18 protein-coding genes are annotated in these 23,112 nt (G+C 62.6%); 13 read left to right on the top strand and 5 right to left on the bottom strand.

Annotated elements, in window-relative coordinates; translation table 11 throughout:
* Positions 1-88: 88 nt before the first annotated feature.
* The 9 genes from KBY02_RS17185 (at position 89) to KBY02_RS17145 (ending at position 11,020) form a co-directional block, all read left to right on the top strand.
* Entirely contained in the window at positions 89-1,726 is a 1,638-nt protein-coding gene (locus KBY02_RS17185) for an ABC transporter substrate-binding protein (RefSeq protein WP_003401719.1), read from the top strand.
* A 31-nt stretch (positions 1,727-1,757) separates the two neighbouring features.
* On the top strand, positions 1,758-2,714 hold the full coding sequence (locus tag KBY02_RS17180) for an ABC transporter permease (RefSeq protein WP_003401718.1): 957 nt from the start codon (positions 1,758-1,760) through the stop codon (positions 2,712-2,714).
* Positions 2,711-3,589, top strand: coding sequence for an ABC transporter permease (locus KBY02_RS17175; protein ID WP_011266231.1), 879 nt, complete (start codon positions 2,711-2,713; stop codon positions 3,587-3,589). The genes KBY02_RS17180 and KBY02_RS17175 overlap by 4 nt, the downstream gene beginning before the upstream one ends.
* Before the next feature lies 1 nt (position 3,590).
* Positions 3,591-5,432 (top strand): ABC transporter ATP-binding protein, encoded by a 1,842-nt coding sequence (locus KBY02_RS17170; RefSeq protein WP_096103692.1) that lies wholly within the window; start codon positions 3,591-3,593, stop codon positions 5,430-5,432.
* Positions 5,429-5,740, top strand: coding sequence for a (2Fe-2S)-binding protein (locus KBY02_RS17165; protein WP_011266229.1), 312 nt, complete (start codon positions 5,429-5,431; stop codon positions 5,738-5,740). Before KBY02_RS17170 ends, KBY02_RS17165 begins: the two co-directional genes overlap by 4 nt.
* Positions 5,719-7,128, top strand: a complete 1,410-nt coding sequence (locus KBY02_RS17160; RefSeq protein WP_225650647.1) for an NAD(P)/FAD-dependent oxidoreductase — start codon at positions 5,719-5,721, stop codon at positions 7,126-7,128. The genes KBY02_RS17165 and KBY02_RS17160 overlap by 22 nt, the downstream gene beginning before the upstream one ends.
* Positions 7,125-8,294, top strand: coding sequence for an NAD(P)/FAD-dependent oxidoreductase (locus tag KBY02_RS17155; protein WP_024652119.1), 1,170 nt, complete (start codon positions 7,125-7,127; stop codon positions 8,292-8,294). Before KBY02_RS17160 ends, KBY02_RS17155 begins: the two co-directional genes overlap by 4 nt.
* Positions 8,291-9,448 carry an acetylornithine deacetylase gene (gene argE / locus KBY02_RS17150; RefSeq protein WP_129450094.1) on the top strand — a complete coding sequence of 386 codons (1,158 nt, stop codon included), beginning with the start codon at positions 8,291-8,293 and terminating at the stop codon, positions 9,446-9,448. The genes KBY02_RS17155 and argE overlap by 4 nt, the downstream gene beginning before the upstream one ends.
* Before the next feature lie 114 nt (positions 9,449-9,562).
* On the top strand, positions 9,563-11,020 hold the full coding sequence (locus tag KBY02_RS17145) for an NAD-dependent succinate-semialdehyde dehydrogenase (protein ID WP_003401704.1): 1,458 nt from the start codon (positions 9,563-9,565) through the stop codon (positions 11,018-11,020).
* Positions 11,021-11,858: 838 nt separating this feature from the next.
* On the opposite strand, the gene KBY02_RS17140 is transcribed toward KBY02_RS17145, so the two are convergent.
* A complete protein-coding gene (locus KBY02_RS17140) occupies positions 11,859-12,788 on the bottom strand; it encodes a 2-hydroxyacid dehydrogenase (protein ID WP_003401703.1) in 930 nt (309 codons plus the stop codon).
* A 284-nt stretch (positions 12,789-13,072) separates the two neighbouring features.
* Here KBY02_RS17140 and gabT point away from each other — a divergent pair, with 284 nt between their 5' ends.
* The 4 genes from gabT to KBY02_RS17120 all read left to right on the top strand — a co-directional run bounded on the left by gabT (position 13,073) and on the right by KBY02_RS17120 (position 17,470).
* Positions 13,073-14,377 carry a 4-aminobutyrate--2-oxoglutarate transaminase gene (gene gabT, locus KBY02_RS17135; protein ID WP_024660334.1) on the top strand — a complete coding sequence of 435 codons (1,305 nt, stop codon included), beginning with the start codon at positions 13,073-13,075 and terminating at the stop codon, positions 14,375-14,377.
* 81 nt (positions 14,378-14,458) lie between these two features.
* Complete coding sequence (locus KBY02_RS17130; RefSeq protein WP_060406336.1) at positions 14,459-15,115, top strand: HAD family hydrolase; 657 nt, start codon at positions 14,459-14,461, stop codon at positions 15,113-15,115.
* 47 nt (positions 15,116-15,162) lie between these two features.
* A complete protein-coding gene (locus tag KBY02_RS17125; RefSeq protein ID WP_002555947.1) occupies positions 15,163-15,651 on the top strand; it encodes an Lrp/AsnC family transcriptional regulator in 489 nt (162 codons plus the stop codon).
* 322 nt (positions 15,652-15,973) lie between these two features.
* Entirely contained in the window at positions 15,974-17,470 is a 1,497-nt protein-coding gene (locus KBY02_RS17120) for a methyl-accepting chemotaxis protein (RefSeq protein ID WP_225650646.1), read from the top strand.
* Between the two features lie 9 nt (positions 17,471-17,479).
* Here KBY02_RS17120 and KBY02_RS17115 read toward each other — a convergent pair whose 3' ends face one another.
* Genes KBY02_RS17115 through KBY02_RS17100 form a run of 4 tightly spaced genes read right to left on the bottom strand, consistent with a single transcriptional unit; the run spans position 17,480 to position 23,039 of the window.
* Complete coding sequence (locus KBY02_RS17115; RefSeq protein WP_024641302.1) at positions 17,480-19,063, bottom strand: ABC transporter ATP-binding protein; 1,584 nt, start codon at positions 19,061-19,063, stop codon at positions 17,480-17,482.
* Position 19,064: 1 nt separating this feature from the next.
* Positions 19,065-20,087, bottom strand: coding sequence for an ABC transporter permease (locus KBY02_RS17110; RefSeq protein WP_003437297.1), 1,023 nt, complete (start codon positions 20,085-20,087; stop codon positions 19,065-19,067).
* Positions 20,087-21,154: a microcin C ABC transporter permease YejB gene (locus tag KBY02_RS17105; RefSeq protein ID WP_225650645.1), complete on the bottom strand. Its 1,068-nt coding sequence runs from the start codon at positions 21,152-21,154 to the stop codon at positions 20,087-20,089. The genes KBY02_RS17110 and KBY02_RS17105 overlap by 1 nt, the downstream gene beginning before the upstream one ends.
* 1 nt (position 21,155) lies before the next feature.
* On the bottom strand, positions 21,156-23,039 hold the full coding sequence (locus tag KBY02_RS17100; protein ID WP_225650644.1) for an extracellular solute-binding protein: 1,884 nt from the start codon (positions 23,037-23,039) through the stop codon (positions 21,156-21,158).
* Between the last annotated feature and the right edge of the window lie 73 nt (positions 23,040-23,112).

The raw sequence follows: 23,112 nt of genomic DNA, 5'->3' as shown, positions 1-23,112 counted from the left end.
TGTCTGACCGTCGTCGTGTGTGCTTGAAGGACGCTCCGGCCAACCGTGAGCAATTCGGAATTTCCCCTTTTCGACAGGTAGAACTGATATGACTGACAAAAAAAACGACTCCACGTTGATCACAGGTGAAGACAGCCTGCGGGTTTTCGAAGGACTCAATCGCGGTCTGTCACGTCGCGATGCGCTACGCATGCTGGGCGTTGCAGGTGTGGTCGCGGCCGGCTCCACCAGCCTGTTCGGCGCGGCCGGTAAGGTGTTTGCCGATGACGCGGATGCCCCTGTCAAAGGCAAGCCGGGCGGCCGTATCCGGGTCGCCGGCATGTCCAGTTCTACCGCCGATACGCTGGATCCGGCCAAGGGCGCGCTGTCTACCGATTACGTGCGTCACTTCATGTTCTACAACGGCCTGACCCGTTTCGACAGCCATCTGGTGCCGCACATGGAGCTGGCCGAGAAGATCGAAAGCGACAACGCCACGGTTTGGACAGTGACCCTGCGCCAGGGCGTGACCTTCCACAACGGCAAGGCGCTGACCGCTGGCGACGTGGTGTTCTCCCTGTCGCGCCACAAGGACCCGGCCACCGGCTCGAAAGTCCTGCCATTGATGGCGCAGTTTTCCGAGATCAAAGCCACCGGCCCGCTGGAAGTGCAGATCACCCTCAGCTCGCCAAACGCCGAGCTGCCGTCGATCCTCGCGGTTTCGCACCTGCTGATCGTGCCCGAAGGCACCACCGATTTCAGCAAAGGCATCGGTACCGGGCCGTTCACCGTCAAGGAATTCAACCCTGGCGTGCGCTCGGTCAGTGCGCGCAACCCCAACTACTGGAAACCGGGCCTGCCGTACCTGGACGAAATCGAATTCATCGCCATCGCCGACGAACCCTCGCGGGTCAACGCGCTGCTCTCCGGCGACGTACACATGATCAACGAGGTCAACCCGCGCTCCACCACGCGTATTGCCGCCAGCGCCAAACACCGCGTGGTCGATGCACCGTCCGGCAACTACACCGACCTGATCATTCGTCAGGACCAGATGCCCGGCAAGAGCCCGGAATTCACCGAGGCCATGAAGTACCTGCTGGACCGTGAACAGGTCAAATCGGCGGTGTTCCGTGGCTACGCCCGCGTCGGTAACGACCATCCAATCTCGCCAGGCTCGCGCTACTTCAACGCGGACCTGCCACAGCGCGCCTACGACCCGGAAAAAGCCAAATTCCTGCTCAAAAAAGCCGGCATGGAAAAGATCACCATGGCCGTGGCGGCATCGCCTGCTGCCACCGGCTCGGTGGACATCGCCGTGCTGCTGCAACAGTCCGCCAAACAGGCCGGTCTGACCCTCAACGTCAACCGTCTGCCAAGCGACGGCTACTGGTCCAACCACTGGATGAAGCACCCGCTGAGCTTCGGCAACATCAACCCGCGCCCGAACGCCGACGTGATCTTCTCGCAGTTCTTCCAGTCCACAGCGCCGTGGAATGAATCCGGCTGGAAAAACGACCAGTTCGACCAACTGCTGTTGCTGGCCCGTGGCGAAACCGACGATGCCAAGCGCGGCAAAATGTATGGCGACATGCAGGCTCTGGTCAGCCAGAACTGCGGCATCGGCATCCCTGTGTTCATCAGCAACATCGACGGTGTGGACAAGCGTATCCAGGGCTATTCCAGCAACCCGCTGGGCGGCTTCATGGGTTACATGTTCAGCGAGCAGGTGTGGCTGGACGCGTAAATGAAACGCTGAACCGAGCAGGAGGACGCAGATGAATAGCAACACACTCTGGTTGATCGTGCAGCGCTTCGGCGCAGCGATCGTGACGTTGTTGATCGTTTCCATCGTGGTCTTCGCCATAACGGCGGTGTTGCCTGGAGACGCCGCACAACAGGCCCTTGGGCAATTCGCGACGCCTGAACAGGTCGCGGCACTGCGTACCCAACTGGGCCTCGATCAGCCAGGTGTGGTGCGTTATCTGCATTGGTTGACCAACCTGCTCGGCGGCAACCTCGGCGAATCGGTCTCCAACGCGATGCCGGTCTCGGAGCTGATTGCCGGACGTTTCCCGAAAACCCTGATGCTGTCGGCCACCACCGCGCTGGTATCGGTGCCGGTCGCGCTGGCACTGGGGATTGGCGCAGCGATGTACCGCGGCAGTCGCCTGGATAGCGCGCTGAATTTCATCACCCTGTCACTGGTCGCCGTGCCCGAGTTTCTGGTGGCGACGCTGGCGGTGCTGATTTTCGCCGTCAATCTGGGTTGGTTGTCGGCGCTGTCCTATGGCGCCGATGTCAGCTCGCCGTGGCAGTTCATGCGTACTTACGCGTTGCCAGTGATGACCCTGTGCTGCGTGATCGTGGCGCAGATGGCGCGCATGACCCGCGCTGCGGTCATCGACCAGCTGGACAGCCCGTATGTGGAAATGGCGCGCCTCAAGGGCGTCAGCCCGGTGCGTATCGTATTGCGCCATGCCTTGCCGAACGCCATCGGGCCGATCGTCAACGCCGTGGCACTGAGCCTGTCGTACCTGCTCGGCGGCGTCGTCATCGTCGAGACCATCTTCAACTATCCCGGCATCGCCAGCCTGATGGTCGATGCCGTGACCAACCGTGACATGGCCCTGGTGCAGGGCTGCACGATGCTGTTCTGCTCCGCTTACCTTGGGTTGGTGCTGATGGCCGACCTGTGTGCAATTCTTTCCAATCCGAGGCTGAGAACCCAATGACTCAATTCATTGCGAAATCGACGCCCGCAGCGCCGCAACCGGTGCTTCGCAAAAAAGCGTCCCTCCCGACCTCATGGCTTGGCCTGCTGGGCGCTACGGTGTGCTTCATCTGGCTGATGGTCGCCCTGTTCGGCCCCTGGCTGGCACCGCATCCGGTGGGCGAAGTGGTCTCCGACAACATGTTCGAAAACATGAGCGCAGCCTATCCGTTCGGTACGGACTACCTGGGCCGCGACATGCTCAGCCGCGTGCTGGTCGGCGCGCGCTTCACCGTCGGCCTGGCATTGATTTCTGCCGTGCTGGCCAGCGGCATCGGCACCCTGTGCGCGCTGCTGTCGGTGGTCGCGCCAAAATGGCTGGACGAAATCATCAGCCGCCTGATGGACGCGTTCATCTCGATCCCCAGCAAAATGCTGGCGCTGATCATGGTCTCGGCGTTCGGCTCGTCCGAGGTGCTGCTGATCTGCACGGCGGTGCTCAGCTACACCCCAGGCGCGTTTCGCATCGCGCGCAGTCTGGCGGTGAACATCGAGGCGCTGGAGTACGTGCAGGTTGCACGCACACGCGGCGAGGGCCGTATCTACATTGCCTGCCGGGAAATCCTGCCAAACATGCTCAACCCGGTCATGACCGACCTGGGCCTGCGTTTCGGCTTCATCGTCCTGCTGCTCAGCGGCATGAGCTTTCTGGGGCTCGGTGTACAACCGCCTGACGCCGACCTTGGCTCGCTGGTCCGCGAGAACATCGGCGGGCTCAGCCAGGGCGCGCCGGCCATCGTGATCCCGGCCCTGGCCATCGGCACCCTGACCATCGGCGTCAACCTGCTCATCGACCGGCTGGCCTCGCGACGCGGTCGTCGTTCGGGAGGGCATTGAGATGAGCCAGTTGATTCGTGTGCAAGACCTGCGCGTGGTTGCCGATGGCGACCACGGCGAGCTGGAGATCGTCAAAGGCGTCAGCTTTGCGCTGGAAAAAGGTGAAGTGCTGGCACTGATCGGCGAGTCGGGCTCCGGCAAGACCACCATCGCGCTGGCCCTGCTCGGTTACGCCCGACGCGGTTGCAAGCTGGCCGGAGGGGTGGTTCAAGTGGGCGAGCACGACATGCTCAGCCTGCCCGAAAGCCAATTGCAGGGCCTGCGTGGCAACCGCGTGTCCTACATTGCGCAAAGCGCCGCAGCGGCCTTCAACCCGGCGAAAAAGCTGATCGATCAGGTGATCGAGGGCGCGCTGATTCATGGTCTCGGCAGCCGTGCGGAACTGGAAGCCAAGGCCGTCGAGCTGTTCCGCGACCTGGCCCTGCCCAATCCGGAAAGCATCGGCCGGCGTTACCCGCATCAGGTCTCGGGCGGCCAGTTGCAGCGCGTCATGGCGGCCATGGCGCTGATCAGTGATCCGTTGCTGGTGATCCTCGATGAGCCGACCACCGCACTGGACGTCACCACGCAGATCGACGTGCTGCGCGCGTTCAAGCGGGTGGTGCGCGACCGGGGTGCCACCGCGGTCTATGTCTCCCACGACCTTGCGGTGGTGGCGCAGATGGCCGATCAGATCGTGGTGCTCAACGGCGGGCGGATCATCGAACAAAGCAGCACCGCCGCGCTGCTCAAGGGGCCAGTGGACGCCTACAGCCGCAGCCTGCTGGCGGCGGCACGTCCGGATAAAGTGCTGAGCCCGGCCAGCGAGGTGGTCAAGGACAGCACGCTGTTGACCATCAAGGGCCTGACAGCGGGTTACGGCAAAAAGAACCTGCAGGGCATGCCGATGATTCGCGTGCTGGAAGACATCGACCTGACCATCCGCCGCGGTCAGGCCATTGGCGTGATCGGCGAGTCGGGTTCGGGCAAATCAACGCTGGCCCGTGTGGTCGCCGGTCTTCTGGACCCGGCGCTTGGCAGCCTGACCTTCGACGGTGCCGACTTGTCCGGCACCCTGGCGGGTCGTACCGAAGAACAGTTCCGGCGCATTCAGATGGTGTTCCAGAACGCCGACACTGCGCTCAACCCGATGCACAGCATCAGCGCAATTCTGGCGCGCCCGCTGAAGATGTATTTCGGTCTGAAAGGCAAGGCCCTGCGCGAGCGCATCGATGAGCTGATGGACCTGGTGCGCCTGCCCCGCGAGCTGGCCGAGCGGCGCCCCAACGAACTTTCGGGCGGGCAGAAACAGCGCGTCAACCTGGCGCGCGCGCTGGCGGCCAAGCCGGACCTGATCCTCTGCGATGAAGTGACCTCGGCGCTGGATACTGTGGTCGGTGCCTGCATCCTCGAGCTGCTCGGCGAACTGCGCCGCAAGCTCGGGGTTTCCTACCTGTTCATCAGCCACGACATCTCCACCGTGCGCGCGCTGTGCGACGACATCGTGGTGATGTACAGCGGCCACAAGGTCGAAGAGGGCAGCCGCGAAGCCTTCAGCCGTGTGCCGTTCCACCCTTACACCGATCTGCTGGTGCATTCGGTGCCGGAACTGCGTCAGGGCTGGCTGGAAACCTGCGGTGTGACCAGCGGCAACCTGCCGCCCATCAGCGCACCGGCCAACAATCCGGAGCTGTGCACCTTCCTCAATCGCTGCCCGGCCCGCATCGAAGGCCTGTGCAACAAGACCGCGCCGGGCCGTCGCCTGATCGCAGGGGGCAGCGAGATCCTTTGCCACCGCGACAGCGACGAGCTGCAGGCCGTGCAAGAAAACCTGAATCCTGAAACCGTGGGAGCTTACGCATGAATGGTCGCTTTGTGAGGCTGGGCGAGCGCGATCGCCCGGTCGTAAGCCTGATGGTCGATGGCGCGCCCATCGAGGCATTGCAGGGCGATACCCTGATGGTGGCGTTGCTGACCCGCAAGGCGACATTACGCCAGTCCGAGTTCGACCCGGGACGCCGTGCAGGTTTCTGCCTGATGGGCGCCTGTCAGGATTGCTGGGTCTGGAGCCGCAGCGGCGAGCGGCTGCGCGCCTGCTCCAACGAAGTCCGCGACGGACTCGACATCGTCACCACCCAACCGGAGGCGAAATGGCCACTTCTTCACGGTTAGACGTTCGCAACCCTGGCAGCCCCAGAGTGGTCATCATCGGCGCCGGCCCAGCAGGCACCCGCTGCGCCGAAACCTTGCTGGCTGCGGGCATCAAACCGATCCTGATCGACGAAAACCGACGTGACGGCGGGCAGATCTATCGCCGTCAACCAGAAGGCTTCAAACGCGATTATTCGGCGCTGTATGGCACTGAAGCGGCCAAAGCGCGTGACCTGCATGAAAGCTTCGATCGCTTGCGCCCGCAGATCGACTACCGCCCCGACACCCTGGCCTGGAACCTGACCTACGGCGAGCTGTGCTGTGCCAGTCAAGGCGTGCACACCGTGGTCGAATACGACGCACTGATCCTGTGTGCCGGGGCCACCGACCGCCTGATGCCGATCAAGGGCTGGCAGCTGGCAGGCACCTACAGCCTGGGCGGCTCGCAGATTGCGCTCAAGTCGCAATCGGTGTCGATTGGCAGTCGCGTGGTGTTCATGGGCAGCGGTCCGCTGCTGTACCTGGTCGCCAGCCAGTACGTCAAAGCCGGCGCCGACGTCGCTGCAGTGCTAGACACCTCACCGTTCGGCAAACGCGTCAGCGCGATGCCCAAATTGCTGGCGCGCCCCGGTCTGCTGCTCAACGGCATGAAACTGCTGGGCCAACTGTACAGCGCCGGGGTGCCGGTGCACCTGGGCGTGCAGCCCGAGGAAATCATCGGCAGCGAACAGGACGGCGTCACCGGCGTGCGTGTGAAGCTGGCCAATGGCAACGCGCTGGACGTCGATTGCGATGCCTTGGCGCTGGGTTACCACCTGCGTCCGGAAACCCAGTTGGCTGATCTGGCCGGCTGCCAGTTACGTTTCGACGAAGCGTCCGGGCAATGGGTGCTGGCGGTCGATGAAGAGGGGCGTACTTCGGTCAAGGGTTTTTACGCCGCGGGCGACGGCGCGAAGATTCGTGGCGCCGATGCCGCTGAACAGGCCGGTCGACTGGTGGCGATGGCGCTGCTGGAGGACCTCGGCCGGCCTGTGGATAACTCGCGCCAGGCAGAGGTGCGCAAGAGCCTGGTGGCGATGGATCGCTTTCGGGTCGGGCTGGCCGAGGCGTTTCCGTGGCCTGCGGCCCAGGCGGCGGTCTTGCCCGATGACGCCATTGTCTGCCGCTGCGAGATGATCAGCGCCGGTGAACTGCGCGGCGTCGTACGAGAAAAGGGCGCCTGCGAAGTCAACCGCGCCAAGGCCTTCAGTCGCGTCGGCATGGGCCGCTGCCAGGGCCGTTACTGCTCGCAGGCCGGGGCCGAGGTGATCGCTGCCGAAGCCGGTGTGCCGGTCGAACAGGTTGGTCGTCAGCGCGGTCAGGCACCGGTCAAACCGTTGTCGATGCTGATCGACGAGGTGGCATCATGAAGCAGCCAAAAGTGGACGTACTAATTGTCGGCGGCGGCTTCATGGGCTCGGCATCAGCGTTCTTTCTGCGCCAGCGCGGCAAGTCAGTGACGCTGCTGGAGCGCGACGTGATCGGCCAGTACGCCAGCGGCGTGAACTTCGGCAACGTGCGCCGTCAGGGTCGGCATCTCGGTCAGCTGGAACTCGCCAACCGCTCCAGAGCCCTTTGGCAGCGGCTGCCGGAGCTGATCGGTGAAGACCTGGAGTTCCTGCCCAGCGGCCACATGCGCGTCTGCTATCGCGAGGACGAAATCGCCGAGCTGGAAGCCTACGCAGCAGCCCCGGAAGCCCGTGAGCTGGACCTGAAAATCTATAGCGGGAAAGCGCTGCACGAGCGCTTTCCGTTTCTTGGCCCCGACGTTAAGGGCGGCTCTTACGCGCCACACGATGGCCACGCCAACCCGCGCCTGGCAGCACCTGCCTTTGCCCGCGCAGCGATTCGGGCCGGGGCGCGGATCGAAGAGCGTACCGAAGTGGCTCATGTGGAAACGGTCGGTAACGAATTCGAAGTCACCACCACTGACGGGCGCATTTTCAGCGCTGATCAATTGCTGATCACCGCTGGCGCCTGGGGACAGAAACTCTCCACGCAGTTCGGTGAATCCGTGCCGCTGGACACCCATGGTCCGCAGATGGCCGTCACCGAGCCGGTGCCGTATGCACTGCCGACAGTCATCGGCGTGTTCACCAAAATCCCTCACGAAGTGATCTACTTCCGGCAGATCGCCCGCGGCAACATCGTCATCGGCGGTGGTTTTCGCAGCAAGCCGGACATGATCAACCGCCGCGCCTACGTCGAACCGCGTAGCATCATCAATCAGGTGCAGCAGATGCGTCGCCTGTTGCCCGGCGTCGGCAACCTGAACATCATCCGCGTATGGAGCGGCATCGAAGGCTACACGCCGGACTCGCTGCCAGTGATGGGCCGCAGCGGCAAGGTCGACGGCCTGTTCTATGCGTTCGGCTTCTGCGGCCATGGCTTCCAGCTCGGTCCGGGCGTGGGCGACGTGATGGCCGAACTGATCAGCACCGGCACGACCAGCACCTCGATCAGCCCGTTCGACATTCGCCGGTTTGATGTCAGCCTTGTGGACAACCTCACTGAACAGACGAGTAAAGCCTCATGAGCCCCCGCGCACTGGAAATCCTCAAGCGTCTGATCGCTTTCGACACCGTGTCGTCGGAGCCGAACATGGCGCTGATCGAATACGTCCGCGAACTGCTGGCCAGCAAAGGCATCGAGTCGCTGATCGTCAAGGACGAGACCGGCAAGAAGGCCAACCTGTTCGCCAGCACCGGCCCACGCGATGTACCGGGCGTGCTGCTGTCCGGCCACACCGACGTGGTTCCTGCGGCCGGTCAGGCGTGGACTATGCCACCGTTTCAGGCAACCCTGCGTGACGGGCGCATCTACGGCCGTGGCACCTGCGACATGAAGGGCTTTATCGCCCTGGCTATCGACGCGATGCTCGATGCTGCGGACATGCCCCTGATGCGACCGCTGCAACTGGCGCTGTCCCACGACGAAGAGATCGGCTGCGTCGGCGTGCGGCGGCTGCTCGATGTCCTGCATCTGGCACCGGTACGTCCGTTCCTGTGCGTGGTCGGCGAGCCGACCCTGATGCAGTTCGCCGTCGGTCACAAGGGCAAGGCGTCCTATCGCACCTTCTGTCGAGGTCAGGAGGCGCATTCCTCGCTGGCCCCAAGAGCGGTCAACGCGATTCACCTGGCCAGCGACTTCATCGCCGAACTGCGCAAGAGCCAGAAGCAGATCGAACAGCAAGGCGCGCGTGACGAGGGTTACGACATCCCTTACAGCACCGTACACATCGGCCGTATCGATGGCGGCAAGGCGCTGAACATTGTGCCCAACCTGTGCACCATGGAGTTCGAATACCGCAACCTGCCGGGCGACAACCCCGATGCGTTGCTGGAGCAGTTACGCGAGCGTGCCGAGGTGCTGGTACGTGAAGCGCGACAGCTGTCGGGTGTGGCAGACATCGAGATCGAGGTCATGAACGAATACCCGGCGCTGGAGACCCATCCAAGCGTTGAGGCGGTGCGCCTGCTGCACGCGTTTGCCGAGCCGGGCACACAGCACATCAAGGTCTCATATGGCACCGAGGGCGGCCTGTTCGCCGGGCGCCTCAACGTGCCGGTCGTGGTTTGCGGTCCGGGTTCCATCGAGCAGGCACACAAGCCGGACGAGTTTATCGACGAGAGCCAGATGGACGCAGGCGAGCGCTTTCTGCAGAGCCTGCTGGGCTCGCTGAAGCAGTAGAGGCTGCCGTCCGCAGACAAATTTCAGCATCGGACGCTGCCGTTATCGCGCTTTCAGCATCCTGGACTGTGGCGTCTGCCTAGACTGGCAATCATCCCGGAACAGGACTCGACCATGCTCAAGAATCAGTTGAAAGACCCCAGCCTGCTGGTAGACCGCGCCTACGTCGACGGGCAATGGATCAGCGCTGACGATGGTGCCACCCTGACCATCAGCAACCCGGCCACCGGCGAGGCGCTGGCGCAGGTGCCGGCCCTGCAGGGCGTCGAAACCCGGCGTGCCATCGAGGCGGCTGATCGCGCCTGGCCCGCGTGGCGTGCACGTCCCGCGGCCGAACGCGCGGCGCTGCTGGAGCGCTGGCATCAGGCGATGCTCGACAACGTCGAAGACCTGGCGCTGATCATGACCTTTGAGCAGGGCAAGCCGCTGAATGAGTCGCGCGGCGAGATCCGCTACGGTGCCAGCTTCGTCAAATGGTTCGCCGAGGAGGCACGCCGCTCGTACGGTGAAACCATTCCCGCGCCCAGTGCAGACCGTCGTTTGATGACCCTCAAGCAACCAGTGGGCGTCTGTGCCGCGATCACACCGTGGAACTTCCCCAACGCCATGATCACCCGCAAGTGTGCGCCGGCCCTGGCTGCCGGGTGCCCGATCATCGTCAAACCATCGGACCTCACGCCCTTGTCAGCCCTGGCGCTGGCGGTGCTGGCCGAGCGCGTGGGTATTCCTGCCGGGGTGTTCAACGTCATCACCGGCATGCCCACCGGCATCGGTGAAGAGCTGACCGGCAATCCGGTGGTGCGCAAGATTTCCTTCACCGGTTCGACACCGGTCGGCCGTCTGCTGATGCGCCAGAGCGCCGAACACATCAAACGTCTGAGCCTGGAACTGGGCGGCAACGCGCCCTTCATCGTGTTTGACGACGCGGACCTGGAACAGGCGGTGACGGGCATCATGCTCAGCAAATTCCGCAACGCCGGGCAGACCTGCGTGTGCGCCAACCGGATTCTGGTGCAAAACGGCATTTACGACCGTTTTGCTGCACGGCTGGTGGAAGAAGTGAGCAAGCTCAAGGTCGGCAACGGTCTGGAAGAGGGCGTGACCATCGGCCCGTTGATCAACCCGGCAGCGGTCAGCAAAGTCGCCCGGCATATCGACGATGCGCTGAGCCAGGGGGCGAAACTGCTGCACGGCGGTTCTCCCGACGGCACCAGCCAGTTCGTCCAGCCCACGGTATTGGGCGATACCCACGCAGGCATGCTGCTGGCCAACGAAGAAACCTTCGGCCCGGTCGCGCCACTGATGCGCTTCACAGATGAAGCCGAAGCGCTGGCACTGGCCAACGCCACGCCCTATGGCCTTGGCGCGTATTACTTCACCCAGGACCTGCGCCGCTCATGGCGTTTCGGCGAAGCGCTGGAGTTCGGCATGGTCGGCCTCAACACCGGCATCATCTCCATGGAAGTCGCCCCCTTCGGCGGCGTCAAGCAGTCCGGCCTGGGCCGCGAAGGCTCCAGCTACGGACTGGATGAATACCTGGAAGTGAAGGCGTTTCATGTGGGTGGGTTGTAGAGGCGGAGAAAACAGCGAGTCCCCTTCGCGAACAAGCGAAGCGTCGCCCGGTTCGCTCCTACGGCCTGCGGCCAGAATCAAAAGCAGACCGTATTCGCCTTGGCTTCTGCCCGAAGGGCGTAGGAGCGAACTTGTTCGCGAAGACTGACGTTCACACAACCTGGCTTCCGGACATAAAACGCCCGTTTTCGAGGATCAAAGCACGAAGCGCGCAACCATGCCGTTGAGGTCGATTGCCAGGCGTGGCAGTTGAGGCAGCTTTCGCGAACAAGCGAAGCGTCGCCCGGTTCGCTCCTACGGCCTCAGGCCAGAATCAAAAGCAGACCGTATTCGCCTTGGCTTCTGCCCGAAGGGCGTAGGAGCGAACTTGTTCGCGAAGACTGACGTTCACACAACCTGGCTTCCGGACATAAAACGCCCGTTTTCGAGGATCAAAGCACGAAGCGCGCAACCATGCCGTTGAGGTCGATTGCCAGGCGTGGCAGTTGAGGCAGCTTTCGCGAACAAGCGAAGCGTCGCCCGGTTCGCTCCTACGGCCTGCGGCCAGAATCAAAAGCAGACCGTATTCGCCTTGGCTTCTGCCCGAAGGGCGTAGGAGCGAACTTGTTCGCGAAGACTGACGTTCACACAACCTGGCTTCCGGACATAAAACGCCCGTTTTCGAGGATCAAAGCACGAAGCGCGCAACCATGCCGTTGAGGTCGATTGCCAGGCGTGGCAGTTGAGGCAGCTTTCGCGAACAAGCGAAGCGTCGCCCGGTTCGCTCCTACGGCCTCCGGCCAGAATCAAAAGCAGACTTGTGTATGACGCGGGGTGCGAGCGTGGGGGCGATCGTCAGTTAATAACCCTGGCCGCGATCCACCTGTCCTTGCATCGCTTCACCACGCTCAAAACGGCGGATGTTATCGAGCAGGCCAGGAAAGGCGCTTTCCGGCTGGGTCATGGCCGCCACATGCGGGGTCAGCAGGATCTTCGGGTGTGTCCAGAACGGATGGTCGGCTGCTGCCGGTTCCTGCTGCAGCACATCCAGCACTGCAGCGCTGAGTTGACCGCTGTCCAGCGCTTCAATCAGCTCCGCTTCCACCAGATGCCCGCCACGGCCCATATTGATCAGCGCGGCGCCCTTGGGCAATTGTTCGAAAAGCCGACGATTGAGGATGCCTTCGGTCTGCCCGGTCAGCGGCAGCACACACAGCAAAATGTCGCACTGCCCCAGAAATGCGTCCAGTTGCTCTTCTCCGGCATAGCACTGCACAGCGTCGATTCGATGCTCGCTGCGCGCCCAGCCCGACAGCTCGAAACCGAACGGTTTGAGGCTCGACAGAATATGCTGCGCCTGCAACCCCAGCCCCATCACGCCGACTCGGCGTTGGTTCGCCGGTATCAGCGGGTGAGCTTTCCAGACGCCTTCAACTTGCTGCTGCCGATAACGCAGCATTTCCCGGTGCAGGCTCAGCACGGCAAAGGTTGCGTACTCACACATCGCGTGACTGATGCCGGGGTCCAGCAGACGCACCACCGGCAGCGATTTCGGAATACGGCTCAGGTCCAGCTGGTCCACACCTGCCGACAGGGCAAACAGCACTTTCAGGTTGGGCAGCAGTTCCTGCAGATCATCGGGCGCCAGCCAGGCGCCCAGATAGTGGATGTCGGCCGGGTCGCCGATGTCCGGCCATACCCGCCACTCGATGTCCGGCGCGTGCTCGGCAAACAGGACGCGCCAGCGTTCGGCACGTGCGGGATCGGCTTTGTAGAGCAGGGCGGGCATGGGCGTTTCCTGAGCATGAAAGGGGAGCCCCATCATGCCGCAAATGCAAAGCATGATCTGTCGAAACGCCTGCTTCCTGGCCGCTCCAATGTCCGAAAAGCGCGGCTGTCCGGCAGATTGCATGGTGATGTGCGGGCATGAAGGAATCTGCCGTTTGCAAGGCGAAAAACAGTCGATATGGACATCTGAGGGGGCAAGTTCGGCGTAGATCATTTCGCTGAACGCTTAACCTGAACAGCATCGCAGCCACCCCGCCGGCTGCCTGGCCCACGACAGGTATAACCATGAACAGCAAAGTCGACGAAACCCCTCATCTGCTCCGCCAGCGCGATCAGTTCGTGCCGCGCGGGATTGTCACGGCTCACCCGCTGGTCATCGACCGCGCGCAGGGTTCTGAGCTGTGGGACGTCGATGGCAAACGCTATCTGGATTTCGTCGGTGGTATCGGCGTGTTGAACATCGGCCACAACCACCCGAACGTGGTCAAGGCGATTCAGGCACAACTGACCAAAGTTACCCACGCCTGCTTTCAGGTGGCGTCCTATCAGCCCTATCTGGATCTGGCCAAACGCCTGAGCCATCTCATTGCGGGGCAGAGCGGCATCGATCACAAGGCGGTGCTTTTCACTTCCGGCGCCGAAGCGGTCGAAAACGCGGTGAAAATCGCCCGCGCCCACACCAATCGCCCGGCAATCATCTCGTTCCGTGGCGGCTTTCATGGCCGTACACTGCTTGGCACCACGCTGACCGGCATGAGCCAGCCGTACAAACAGAATTTCGGCCCCATGGCGCCTGAGGTGTTCCACACCCCGTACCCGAACGAGTATCGCGGCGTGACCAGCGAAGTCGCGCTGGCGGCGCTGCATGAACTGCTGGCGACCCAGGTTGCCCCGGAGCGCGTGGCGGCGATCCTGATCGAGCCGATGCAGGGCGACGGCGGCTTCCTGACTGCGCCGGTCGAATTCATGAAGGCACTGCGTGCCCTCACCGAACAACACGGCATCGTGCTGATTGCCGATGAAATCCAGTCCGGTTTCGGGCGTACCGGCAAATGGTTCGGTTTCGAGCATTCGGGCATCCAGCCTGATCTGGTGACCGTGGCCAAGAGCCTCGCGGGCGGCATGCCGCTGTCGGGCGTGGTCGGGCGTGCCGAGATCATGGACGCACCGCTTCCGGGCGGCCTGGGCGGCACCTACGGCGGTAATGCGCTGTCCTGCGCCGCGGCACTGGCAGTGATCGACACCTATGAGCAGGAAAACCTGCTGGCACGTGGCGAACAGCTGGGCGAACACCTGCGCGCCGGTCTGCTCAAGCTCAAGGAGCGTTACGCCTGCATTGGCGACGTGCGCGGCACCGGTTTCATGCTCGCCATGGAGATGGTCAAGAATGACGCGGCACGCAGTCCGGACGCTGATCTCAACCAGAAGGTGATCGATCAGGCGCGTCTTGGCGGCCTGCTGGTGATCAAGTGCGGCGTGTACCGCAACGTCCTGCGCTTCCTGGCTCCGTTGGTGACTACCGAGCAGCAGATCGATGAAGCGCTGGGCATTCTCGACGCGGCGTTGGCACGAGTATTGAAGTCCAGCTGAGCGCAAGCGTGATCGCAGCTGTCGCGAGACGCTGCGATCACCCGCGCCGGGAATCATTGTTGAATGGAGACGTTGCCTGCCATGGGGCTTATTGATTACCGCGCACTGCTGATCGATTGTGATGAAGTGCTGGTGGACCGTGATTCGGGAGTCTGGTCGGCGTTGCAGCCGTTGCTGGACAACAGCCTGAGCACGCCGGCGAAAGACCAGGTGCTGACCGAATTCAATGACGTGGTCCGCACCTTGTACCCACGCTTTGACGAACTGGGCTTCAGCGGCCTGCTGTGCTTCGCGCACCGCCAGCTGGCCGAACGCCTGGGCATCAAGGCCAGTTGGGAAGAGGGCATGACCTTCGCCCGCTCCGTCCCGAACTGGACGCTGTTCGAAGATGCGCCCGGTGCGATGCTCTACCTGCGCAAGTTCTATCGATTGCTGGTGTACGCCGACCGCGACCTGCAGGATCGCGGCCTGCTGTGCGAGCGACTGGGGCTGGAGCCCGACAGCCTGCTGTCACTGACCACCCACCCGCTGGACGACACGGGCTGGCTTGCCGATATGGATCTGGAGCCGCGCGAAACCCTGTTTGTCTCCCGCCCCCCGGCCTCGGCGCTGGCGAGCGGTGGGTTGTGCCTGATCCGGCGTGGTCGGGAACAGCACAGCCAGCCCTGCACGGCGGATATCTGTATCAACAGCATGGCTGATCTGGTCGCTCAGCATCAGCTGTCTTTACGGCGCTGATTTTGCTAGAAGGTAGGCACCGTGAATGGCAATACATGAGGTAGGTAATGGAAGGCTTGGTCAAACTGGATCGGATTGATATCAATATTTTGGTAGAACTCCAGAAAGACGGGCGCATGACCAACGTCAGCCTGGCCGATGCCGTCGGACTTTCCGCGAGCCCTTGCCTGCAACGCGTCAAACGCCTGGAGTCGGCAGGTTACATTTCCAGCTACAAGGCGCACCTTAATCTGGCCAAGATCACCGAATCGGTCACTGTGTTCACGGAAATCTCCCTCAGCGACCACAAGCGCGAAGACTTCGCCAAATTCGAAGCCAATATCCGTCACGTCGACGAAGTGCTGGAATGCCACCTGATCAGCGGCGGCTACGACTATCTGGTGCGCTTCATGACCCGCAGCATTCAGCATTATCAGGAAGTGATCGAAGAGCTGCTGGACAAGAACATCGGCATCTCCAAGTACTTCAGCTACATCGTCATCAAATCCCCGGTCATGAAAGACGGCGTGCCGCTGCGCAAACTGTTGCGCCACTGAAGCTCTAGCCCGGAGAGGACGCAGAGCGTCCAGAACGGCATACCCACGCGGAGCATGGGCACGATAGCGTTCGCCGGTTCCGCGATCTCCCTGACGACTATCGTTCCTCACGCTCCAGCGTGGGAACGCCTTGCGTGACGCTCCGCGTCACAGATCTGCGCCGCTCCGCACACGTAGCCCTGAGTGCCGGCAAAGAATAGGTATGTCTGAAATTCTGGCATAGCGCTACTATCCGGACGGCACTTTGGCCGGGCTTTTGCTCGTGCAGATTTGAAAACCGGCAGGAGCTCCTGTCGCCATGGATTTCAAAAGGATGTGTTCGATGCCCGTAGCCCCTCGTTTCCTGGACCATTACCGCAAGGCCGACCGGATCATGCTGGGTCTGATCTGGCTGTTGTTCATCTACGCGCTCGGGTTGGCGTTCTGGTTCGACACCTTCACCCAGGCCGTCGTCGTCGGTGGTGGCACCGCGGTGGTGCTGACCGGGCTGTATCGGGCCATCGGCGGCACCCGATTGATGCGTTGCTGTTTCGGTGTAGGCCTGATGGTCATGACCGCGCTGCACATCAATCAGACCCACGGGCAGGTCGAGATACATTTCGGCATCTTTGTCCTGCTCGCTGTGCTGACCTTCTACCGCGACTGGCTGCCGATTCTGGTCGCTGCCGTCACCATCGCCCTCCACCACATCGGTTTTCATGCCCTGCAGCATTCCGGCTTCCCGGTGTACGTCATGCAACACGGCTTCGGCTGGAGCATGGTGCTTGTGCATGCGGTGTATGTGGTGGTTGAAAGCGCGATTCTGGTGTACCTGGCGGTGCAGAATCAGGCCGAGGCGGTCGAGAATCAGGACATGCTCGATCGCATGCTGGCCACCACCAACCAGTTCTCTACCGATAGCCAGTCCAGCCAGCAGTCGGGCAAACATGTCTCGCTGGCGCAACGGTTCGAGCAGTTCCTGGCGCAGATCACCGGCCTGGTCGATGGCGTAGTGCGTGACACTCGCGGGCTTGGCGAGCTGGGTCATGACCTCGCCAAGGCCAGCGGTACGCTGGAAACCGGTGCACAGCATCAGCTCAGTGAAATCGCCCGCATGACCGGCGCGATGCAGCGCATGGGTGATGCCATGAACGATATCTCCAGCCACGTCGCGCAAGCCGTGCAGCGCGCCGGTGACGCCAGCGATCAGGTCGCTCATGGGCGCGACAGTGTCGACCGTGCGCAGAGCGAAATCACCCAGCTTGCCGCACGCATCACGACCACCGATGAAACCGTGCAGGCCCTGGCCAACCAGTCAGAACAGATCGGCAAGGTGCTGGACGTGATCGGCAGCATTGCCGAGCAGACCAACCTGCTGGCCCTCAACGCTGCAATCGAAGCCGCCCGCGCCGGTGAGCAGGGCCGAGGCTTTGCGGTGGTGGCCGATGAGGTACGCAACCTGGCGCAGCGCACAGCAGCCTCGACCAAGGAAATCCAGACCATCATCGAAGACTTGCAAAAAGGCAGTCGTCAGGCCGCTACGGCCATGAGCGACAGCCTGCAGGGTGTCGGGCGTTGTGTCGAGGACAGCCAGCGCGCTTCGCAATCCCTGCGCGCAGTCGGCGAAGGCATCGGCCATATCACTCAGCTCAACGGCCTGATTGCCACGACGACCGAACAGCAGTCCGCCGTCAGCCGGGAAATGGCCGATCAGTTGCGCTCGGTGCAGACCATCGCCGAACACACCGCCGCCAATATCGGTGTGCTGGCGACCAGCAGCCAGAGCCTGTCGCCACTGGCCATTCGCCTGGAAGCGCTGGGCAAGAGCTTTCACGCGTAGTTTTCGGGCTCAGGCGAACACCAGCCCCGACGAACGCAGCAGTTCCTGAGTGTAGGCCTGCTGCGGTGCGGCGAAGATCTCGCGGGACGGGCCCTGCTCGACCACCTTGCCGTCCTTGATCACGATCAGGTCATGGGCCAGGGCGTGAACCACCGCCAGGTCATGGCTGATGAACAGGTACGTCAGGCCATGCCGGATTTGCAGGTCGCGCAGCAGGGCGACGATCTGCTTTTGCACGGTCCGGTCGAGCGCCGAGGTCGGCTCGTCGAGCAGGATCAGGTCCGGTTCAAGGACCAGTGCCCGTGCGATGGAAACACGCTGGCGCTGACCGCCGGAAAACTCGTGCGGGTAACGATGCCGGGTGGCCGGGTCCAGGCCGACTTCCTGCAACACGCGGATCACCGTCTGTTCACGCTCTTTCGGCGTACCGATGTTGTGCGTCACCAGGCCCTCGGCAATGATCTGCTCCACGGTCATGCGCGGGCTGAGGCTGCCGAACGGGTCCTGAAACACCACCTGCAACTGGCGGCGCAACGGGCGCATCAGGTGCTGGCTGTGCAGGCTCAGCTCCTTGGTGCCGAAGCGGATGCTGCCTTCTGAATCGACCAGGCGCAAAATCGCCTGGCCCAGGGTCGATTTCCCCGAACCCGACTCGCCGACAATGCCCAGGGTCTTGCCCTTGAGCAGCTCGAAACTCACCCCGTCCACCGCCTTAACATACTGCGGTTCACGCTTGAACCAGGCCTTGCCCAGCGGGAACCAGACCTTCAGGTCCTGTACCGACAGCAGCGTGTTGCTGTGCGTGGACGGCACCGGTTCACCATCCGGCTCGGCATTGATCAGCAGACGGCTGTACGGGTGTTGCGGGCTGTCGAACAGGGTCTGGCAATCGGCCTGCTCGACGATCTCGCCCTCACGCATCACGCAGACCCGCTGGGCGATGCGCCGCACCAGATTGAGGTCGTGGCTGATCAGCAGCAGCGACATGTTCAGCCGCTGTTGCAGAGACTTGAGCAACTCCAGAATCTTCACCTGCACGGTCACATCCAGTGCGGTGGTCGGCTCGTCGGCGATCAGCAGATCCGGCTCGTTGGCCAGCGCCATGGCAATCATGATGCGCTGCCGTTGCCCGCCCGACAGTTGATGCGGGTACGCCTTGAGACGTGACAGCGGATCACGAATGCCGACCAGTTCCAGCAGCTCCAGGGTGCGGCTCAGCGCGGCCTTGCCCTTGAGGCCCTTGTGGGTCACGAGGATTTCGCCGATCTGTTTTTCGACCGTGTGCAGCGGGTTCAGCGAACTCATGGGCTCCTGAAAAATCATCGCCACCCGGTTGCCGCGCAGGCTGCGCAACTGCTTGTCGCTGGCAGTCACCAAATCCAGCCCGTCGTAACGAATCGAGCCCTGGGTGCTGACGGTTTTCGCCGGCAACAGACGCAGAATCGAATGCGCCGTGACCGACTTGCCCGAGCCGGATTCGCCCACCAGCGCCAGGCACTCGCCACGGCGGATGTCGAGGCTGACGCCATGCACCACTTCGTGGCCGTTGAAGGCGACCCGCAGGTCGCGAATTTCAATCAGGTTGTCGTGCATGTCAGCTCCGAGGATCGAACGCGTCGCGGCAGGCTTCGCCGATGAACACCAGCAGAGAAAGAATCAGGGCCAGCACCACGAACGCCGTCAGCCCCAGCCAGGGCGCTTGCAGATTGCGCTTGGCCTCGCCGATCAGCTCGCCCAGCGACGCACTGCCCGCCGGCATGCCGAAGCCGAGAAAATCCAGCGCAGTGAGGGTGGCGATGGCGCCGGTGATGATGAACGGCAGGTAAGTCAGGGTGCTGGTCATCGCGTTGGGCAGGATGTGCCGCCACATCAGCGCGGCATCGGTCAGGCCCAGTGCGCGGGCGGCCTTGACGTATTCCAGGTTGCGCCCGCGCAGGAACTCGGCACGCACCACGTCCACCAGCGACAGCCAGGAGAACAGCGCCATGATCCCCAGCAGCCACCAGAAACTCGGCGACACAAAGCCGGACAGAATGATCAGCAGGTACAGCACCGGCAGCCCCGACCAGATCTCCTGAATGCGCTGGCCGATCAGGTCGGTCATGCCGCCGTAGTAACCCTGAATCGCCCCGGCACACACGCCGATCACCGTGCTGATCGCGGTCAGCAGCAGCGCGAACAGAATGGAAATCCGCGCGCCGAACAGCACACGCGCCAGCACATCACGGGCCTGCTCGTCGGTGCCCAGCCAATTGATGTGGTCCGGCGGGCTAGGCGATGGCGCGTCCAGGTCGTAGTTGATGGTGTCGTAGCTGAACGGGATCGGCGCGAACAGCATCCAGCCGTTTTTCGCCGCGATCAGCTTGCGCACGTAGTCGCTGGCATAGTCCGGCTCGAAGGGCAGCTCGCCGCCGAAATCGGTTTCCATGTAGGTGTGCAACACCGGGTAATACAACTGCCCGTCGTAGCGGATCAGCAGCGGCTTGTCGTTGGCGATCAGTTCGCCGCACAGGCACACCAGCAGCAGGCCGATGAAGATCCACAGCGACCACCAACCGCGACGGTTGGCCTTGAACAGGTCGAAGCGGCGCCGGGTCTGGGGAGAGAACTCGAACATCAGGCGCTCCTCGCGGAAAAGTCGATGCGTGGGTCGACCAGCGTGTAACACAGGTCACCGATCAGCTTGATCAGCAGGCCGAACAGCGTGAACAGAAACAGCGTGCCGAACACAATCGGGTAGTCGCGCGACACCGCCGCTTCGTAACTCATACGCCCCAAACCATCGAGGCCGAAGATGGTTTCGATCAGCAACGAGCCGGCGAAAAACACTTCGATCAAGGCCTGTGGAATACCGGCGATCACCAGCAACATGGCGTTGCGAAACACATGGCCGTACAGCACGCGATGCTCGGTCAGGCCCTTGGCGCGCGCCGTGACCACGTACTGGCGGCTGATCTCGTTGAGAAAGCTGTTCTTGGTGAGGATGGTCAGCGTGGCGAACCCGCCGATCACCAGCGAACTGACCGGCAGCACCAAGTGCCACAGGTAGTCCTTCACCTTGCCCCAGGTGCTCAGGCTGTCGAAGTTGTCCGAGAACAGCCCCTGCGCCGGAAACCAGCTCAGGTAACTGCCTCCGGCGAACACCACGATCAGCAGAATGGCGAACAGAAACGCGGGCGTGGCGTAACCGATGATCACCAGCGTGCTGCTCCAGACATCGAACGCACTGCCATGCCGCACCGCCTTGCGAATGCCCAGCGGGATGGAAATCAGGTACGTGATCAGCGTCGCCCAGAGCCCGAGGGACAGCGACACCGGAAGCCTTTGCGCGATCAGTTCGGTGACTGGCGCGCCGCGGAAGAAGCTGGTGCCGAAGTCCAGTTGCGCGTAGTTCTTTAGCATCAGCCACAGCCGTTCGTGCACCGGCTTGTCGAAACCGTAGTGTTGCTTGATCTGCTCGATCAGCGCCGGGTCCAGCCCGCGGGTGCTGCGGCTCGCAGTGCCGGAGGCAGCCACTTCGCCCCCGCCGCCGCCCACGCCGTTGGGGCTGAAGCCCTGAATGCGCGCAATGGCCTGCTCGACCGGTCCGCCGGGGGCGGCCTGCACGATCAGGAAGTTGACGATCAGAATGGCCAGCAGCGTGGGAATGATCAGCAGCAGGCGTCGAATCACATAAGCCAGCATCTCAGTACTCCTTGGCGGCGGCAGGTTTGCCGGTCAGCGCAGTGGCCTGAGCATTGGTCAGCGGCGTCGGGCTGATCTGCCACCAGGTTTCCAGGCCCACGTCATAGATCGGTGCCACATCCGGCATGCCGAACCGGTTGGCGAACACCAGCGGCGTGCCCTTGGAGTAGTAGTTGGGGATCATGTAGTAACCCCATTGCAGGACCCGATCCAGCGCCCGCGCGTAGAGCACCATGTCGTTGCGCGTATTGGCGCTGACCAGCCCGTCGATCAGCGTGTCCACCGCAGGATTGCGCAGCACCATGGCGTTGGAGCTGCCCACTTCGGTGGCGCTTTGCGAGCCGTACAGGTTGTACAGCTCACGGCCCGGGGAAATGATCGGATTGCCGTTTTTCGGCAGGCTGACCACGATCATGTCGTAGTCCCGCGCATTGAGCCGGTTGATGTACTGCGCCGAATCGATGCGCAGGAAATCCAGGGTGATGCCGATCTGCGCCAGCGTGCGCTTGAAGGGCAGAATCAGCCGGTCGAAGCCGCCCTGACCATCGAGAAAACTGAACACCATCGGCTCGCCCGCCGCGTTGACCAGCTTGTTGTCTTTCGGGTGCCAGCCGGCCTCGGCCAGCAGCTTGAGGGCCTGCAACTGCTTGTCACGGATGTAGCCGCTGCCGTCGGTTTTCGGTGGCTGGTAGACCTTGCTGAACACCTCGTCCGGCACCTGGCCGCGCAAGGGCTCGAGGATCTTCAGCTCGGCCGGGGTCGGCAGCTCGGTGGCGGCCATGTCGCTTTTCGGGAAGTAGCTTTGTTCGCGCACGTAGAAATTGCGCATGACCCGGCGATTGATCCAGTCGAAATCCCACAGCAACGACAGCGCCTCGCGCACGCGGCGGTCCTTGAACATGGGCTTGTCCAGATTGAACACAAAGCCCTGCGCGGCGACCGGACGCTGCCGGGCGAGGATGCGCTTTTGCAGACGCCCGTCGTCAATCGCCGGGCCGCTGTAGCCGACCACGAAGCCTGAAGAGGAGAACTCGCGGTTGTAGTCGAACGTCCCGGCCTGCAGCAGCTGGCGGGCGATCTCGGTGTCGCCGTAGTAGTTCACGGTAAGCATGTCGAAGTTGTACAGGCCACGGCTGACCGGCAGGTCCTTGCCCCACCAGTCCTTGACCCGTTCGAAGGTGACGCTGCGTCCGGCGTCGACCCTGGCGACCCGGTACGGCCCGTTGCCCAGCGGCGGTTCGAAACCGCCGCCGTTGGCGAAGTCGCGGGTCTTCCACCAGTGTTCGGGGAGGATGTGCAGGCTGGCAATGTCCAGCGCCAGCATGCGATTGAGGTTGTTCTTGAAGTCGAAGCGAATCTGCAGCGGGCCTTCGATGGTCACCTCTTTGACGTCGGCGAACATCGGTCGATAGCTGAAGCTGCCCTTGGTGGTTATCAGCTCGAAGGTGTAGCGCACGTCTTCGGCGGTGACGGGCTTGCCGTCCTCGAAACGCGCCTTGGGGTTGAGGAAAAAACGAATCCACAGACCGTCGGGGTCCATCTCCATCCTTTCCGCGATCAGGCCATACACCGTGTACGGCTCATCCAGTGAGCGATAGGCCAGTGGCGAGTACACCCAGCTGTCGACCTCGCGCACATTGATGCCCTGATCGACGTAGGGATTGAGGTAATTGAACTGGCCGATTTCTTCCGCCGACCGGGTCAGCGAACCACCCTTGGAGGCGTTCGGGTTGACGTAATCGAAGTGCTGGAAGCCGGCAGGGTATTTCGGCGCCTCGCCATAGACGGTCAAGGCGTGGGTCGGCGTCGCCAGCACTGTCTGCCAGCCACTGCACAGCGCAACACCCAGAAGCAGGCGCCGCAGAAAACGGTTAAGACGCGACATGGTGGGGCTTTCCTCGTACGCACTGAATGAAGGAACACTGCGAAAAAGCCCCCGGCCGGGGAAGGCGGATGAA

It is taken from the genome of Pseudomonas sp. P129, from assembly GCF_020312195.1.
GTDB classification, from domain to species: domain Bacteria; phylum Pseudomonadota; class Gammaproteobacteria; order Pseudomonadales; family Pseudomonadaceae; genus Aquipseudomonas; species Aquipseudomonas fragariae.
Note: the sequence above shows the minus strand (reverse complement) of the source record. Positions and strands in the feature narration are given on the sequence as shown.

Excerpts from the sequence above, each read along its gene's own strand:
- KBY02_RS17130 (WP_060406336.1), top strand. The coding sequence starts at position 14,459 with ATGGGGCTTATTGATTACCGCGCACTGCTGATCGATTGTGATGAAGTG.
- KBY02_RS17115 (WP_024641302.1), bottom strand. The coding sequence starts at position 19,063 with ATGCACGACAACCTGATTGAAATTCGCGACCTGCGGGTCGCCTTCAAC.
- KBY02_RS17120 (WP_225650646.1), top strand. The coding sequence starts at position 15,974 with ATGCCCGTAGCCCCTCGTTTCCTGGACCATTACCGCAAGGCCGACCGG.
- KBY02_RS17185 (WP_003401719.1), top strand. The coding sequence starts at position 89 with ATGACTGACAAAAAAAACGACTCCACGTTGATCACAGGTGAAGACAGC.
- KBY02_RS17175 (WP_011266231.1), top strand. The coding sequence starts at position 2,711 with ATGACTCAATTCATTGCGAAATCGACGCCCGCAGCGCCGCAACCGGTG.
- KBY02_RS17140 (WP_003401703.1), bottom strand. The coding sequence starts at position 12,788 with ATGCCCGCCCTGCTCTACAAAGCCGATCCCGCACGTGCCGAACGCTGG.
- KBY02_RS17110 (WP_003437297.1), bottom strand. The coding sequence starts at position 20,087 with ATGTTCGAGTTCTCTCCCCAGACCCGGCGCCGCTTCGACCTGTTCAAG.
- gabT (WP_024660334.1), top strand. The coding sequence starts at position 13,073 with ATGAACAGCAAAGTCGACGAAACCCCTCATCTGCTCCGCCAGCGCGAT.
- KBY02_RS17165 (WP_011266229.1), top strand. The coding sequence starts at position 5,429 with ATGAATGGTCGCTTTGTGAGGCTGGGCGAGCGCGATCGCCCGGTCGTA.
- KBY02_RS17105 (WP_225650645.1), bottom strand. The coding sequence starts at position 21,154 with ATGCTGGCTTATGTGATTCGACGCCTGCTGCTGATCATTCCCACGCTG.
- argE (WP_129450094.1), top strand. The coding sequence starts at position 8,291 with ATGAGCCCCCGCGCACTGGAAATCCTCAAGCGTCTGATCGCTTTCGAC.
- KBY02_RS17170 (WP_096103692.1), top strand. The coding sequence starts at position 3,591 with ATGAGCCAGTTGATTCGTGTGCAAGACCTGCGCGTGGTTGCCGATGGC.
- KBY02_RS17155 (WP_024652119.1), top strand. The coding sequence starts at position 7,125 with ATGAAGCAGCCAAAAGTGGACGTACTAATTGTCGGCGGCGGCTTCATG.
- KBY02_RS17160 (WP_225650647.1), top strand. The coding sequence starts at position 5,719 with ATGGCCACTTCTTCACGGTTAGACGTTCGCAACCCTGGCAGCCCCAGA.
- KBY02_RS17125 (WP_002555947.1), top strand. The coding sequence starts at position 15,163 with ATGGAAGGCTTGGTCAAACTGGATCGGATTGATATCAATATTTTGGTA.
- KBY02_RS17145 (WP_003401704.1), top strand. The coding sequence starts at position 9,563 with ATGCTCAAGAATCAGTTGAAAGACCCCAGCCTGCTGGTAGACCGCGCC.
- KBY02_RS17100 (WP_225650644.1), bottom strand. The coding sequence starts at position 23,039 with ATGTCGCGTCTTAACCGTTTTCTGCGGCGCCTGCTTCTGGGTGTTGCG.
- KBY02_RS17180 (WP_003401718.1), top strand. The coding sequence starts at position 1,758 with ATGAATAGCAACACACTCTGGTTGATCGTGCAGCGCTTCGGCGCAGCG.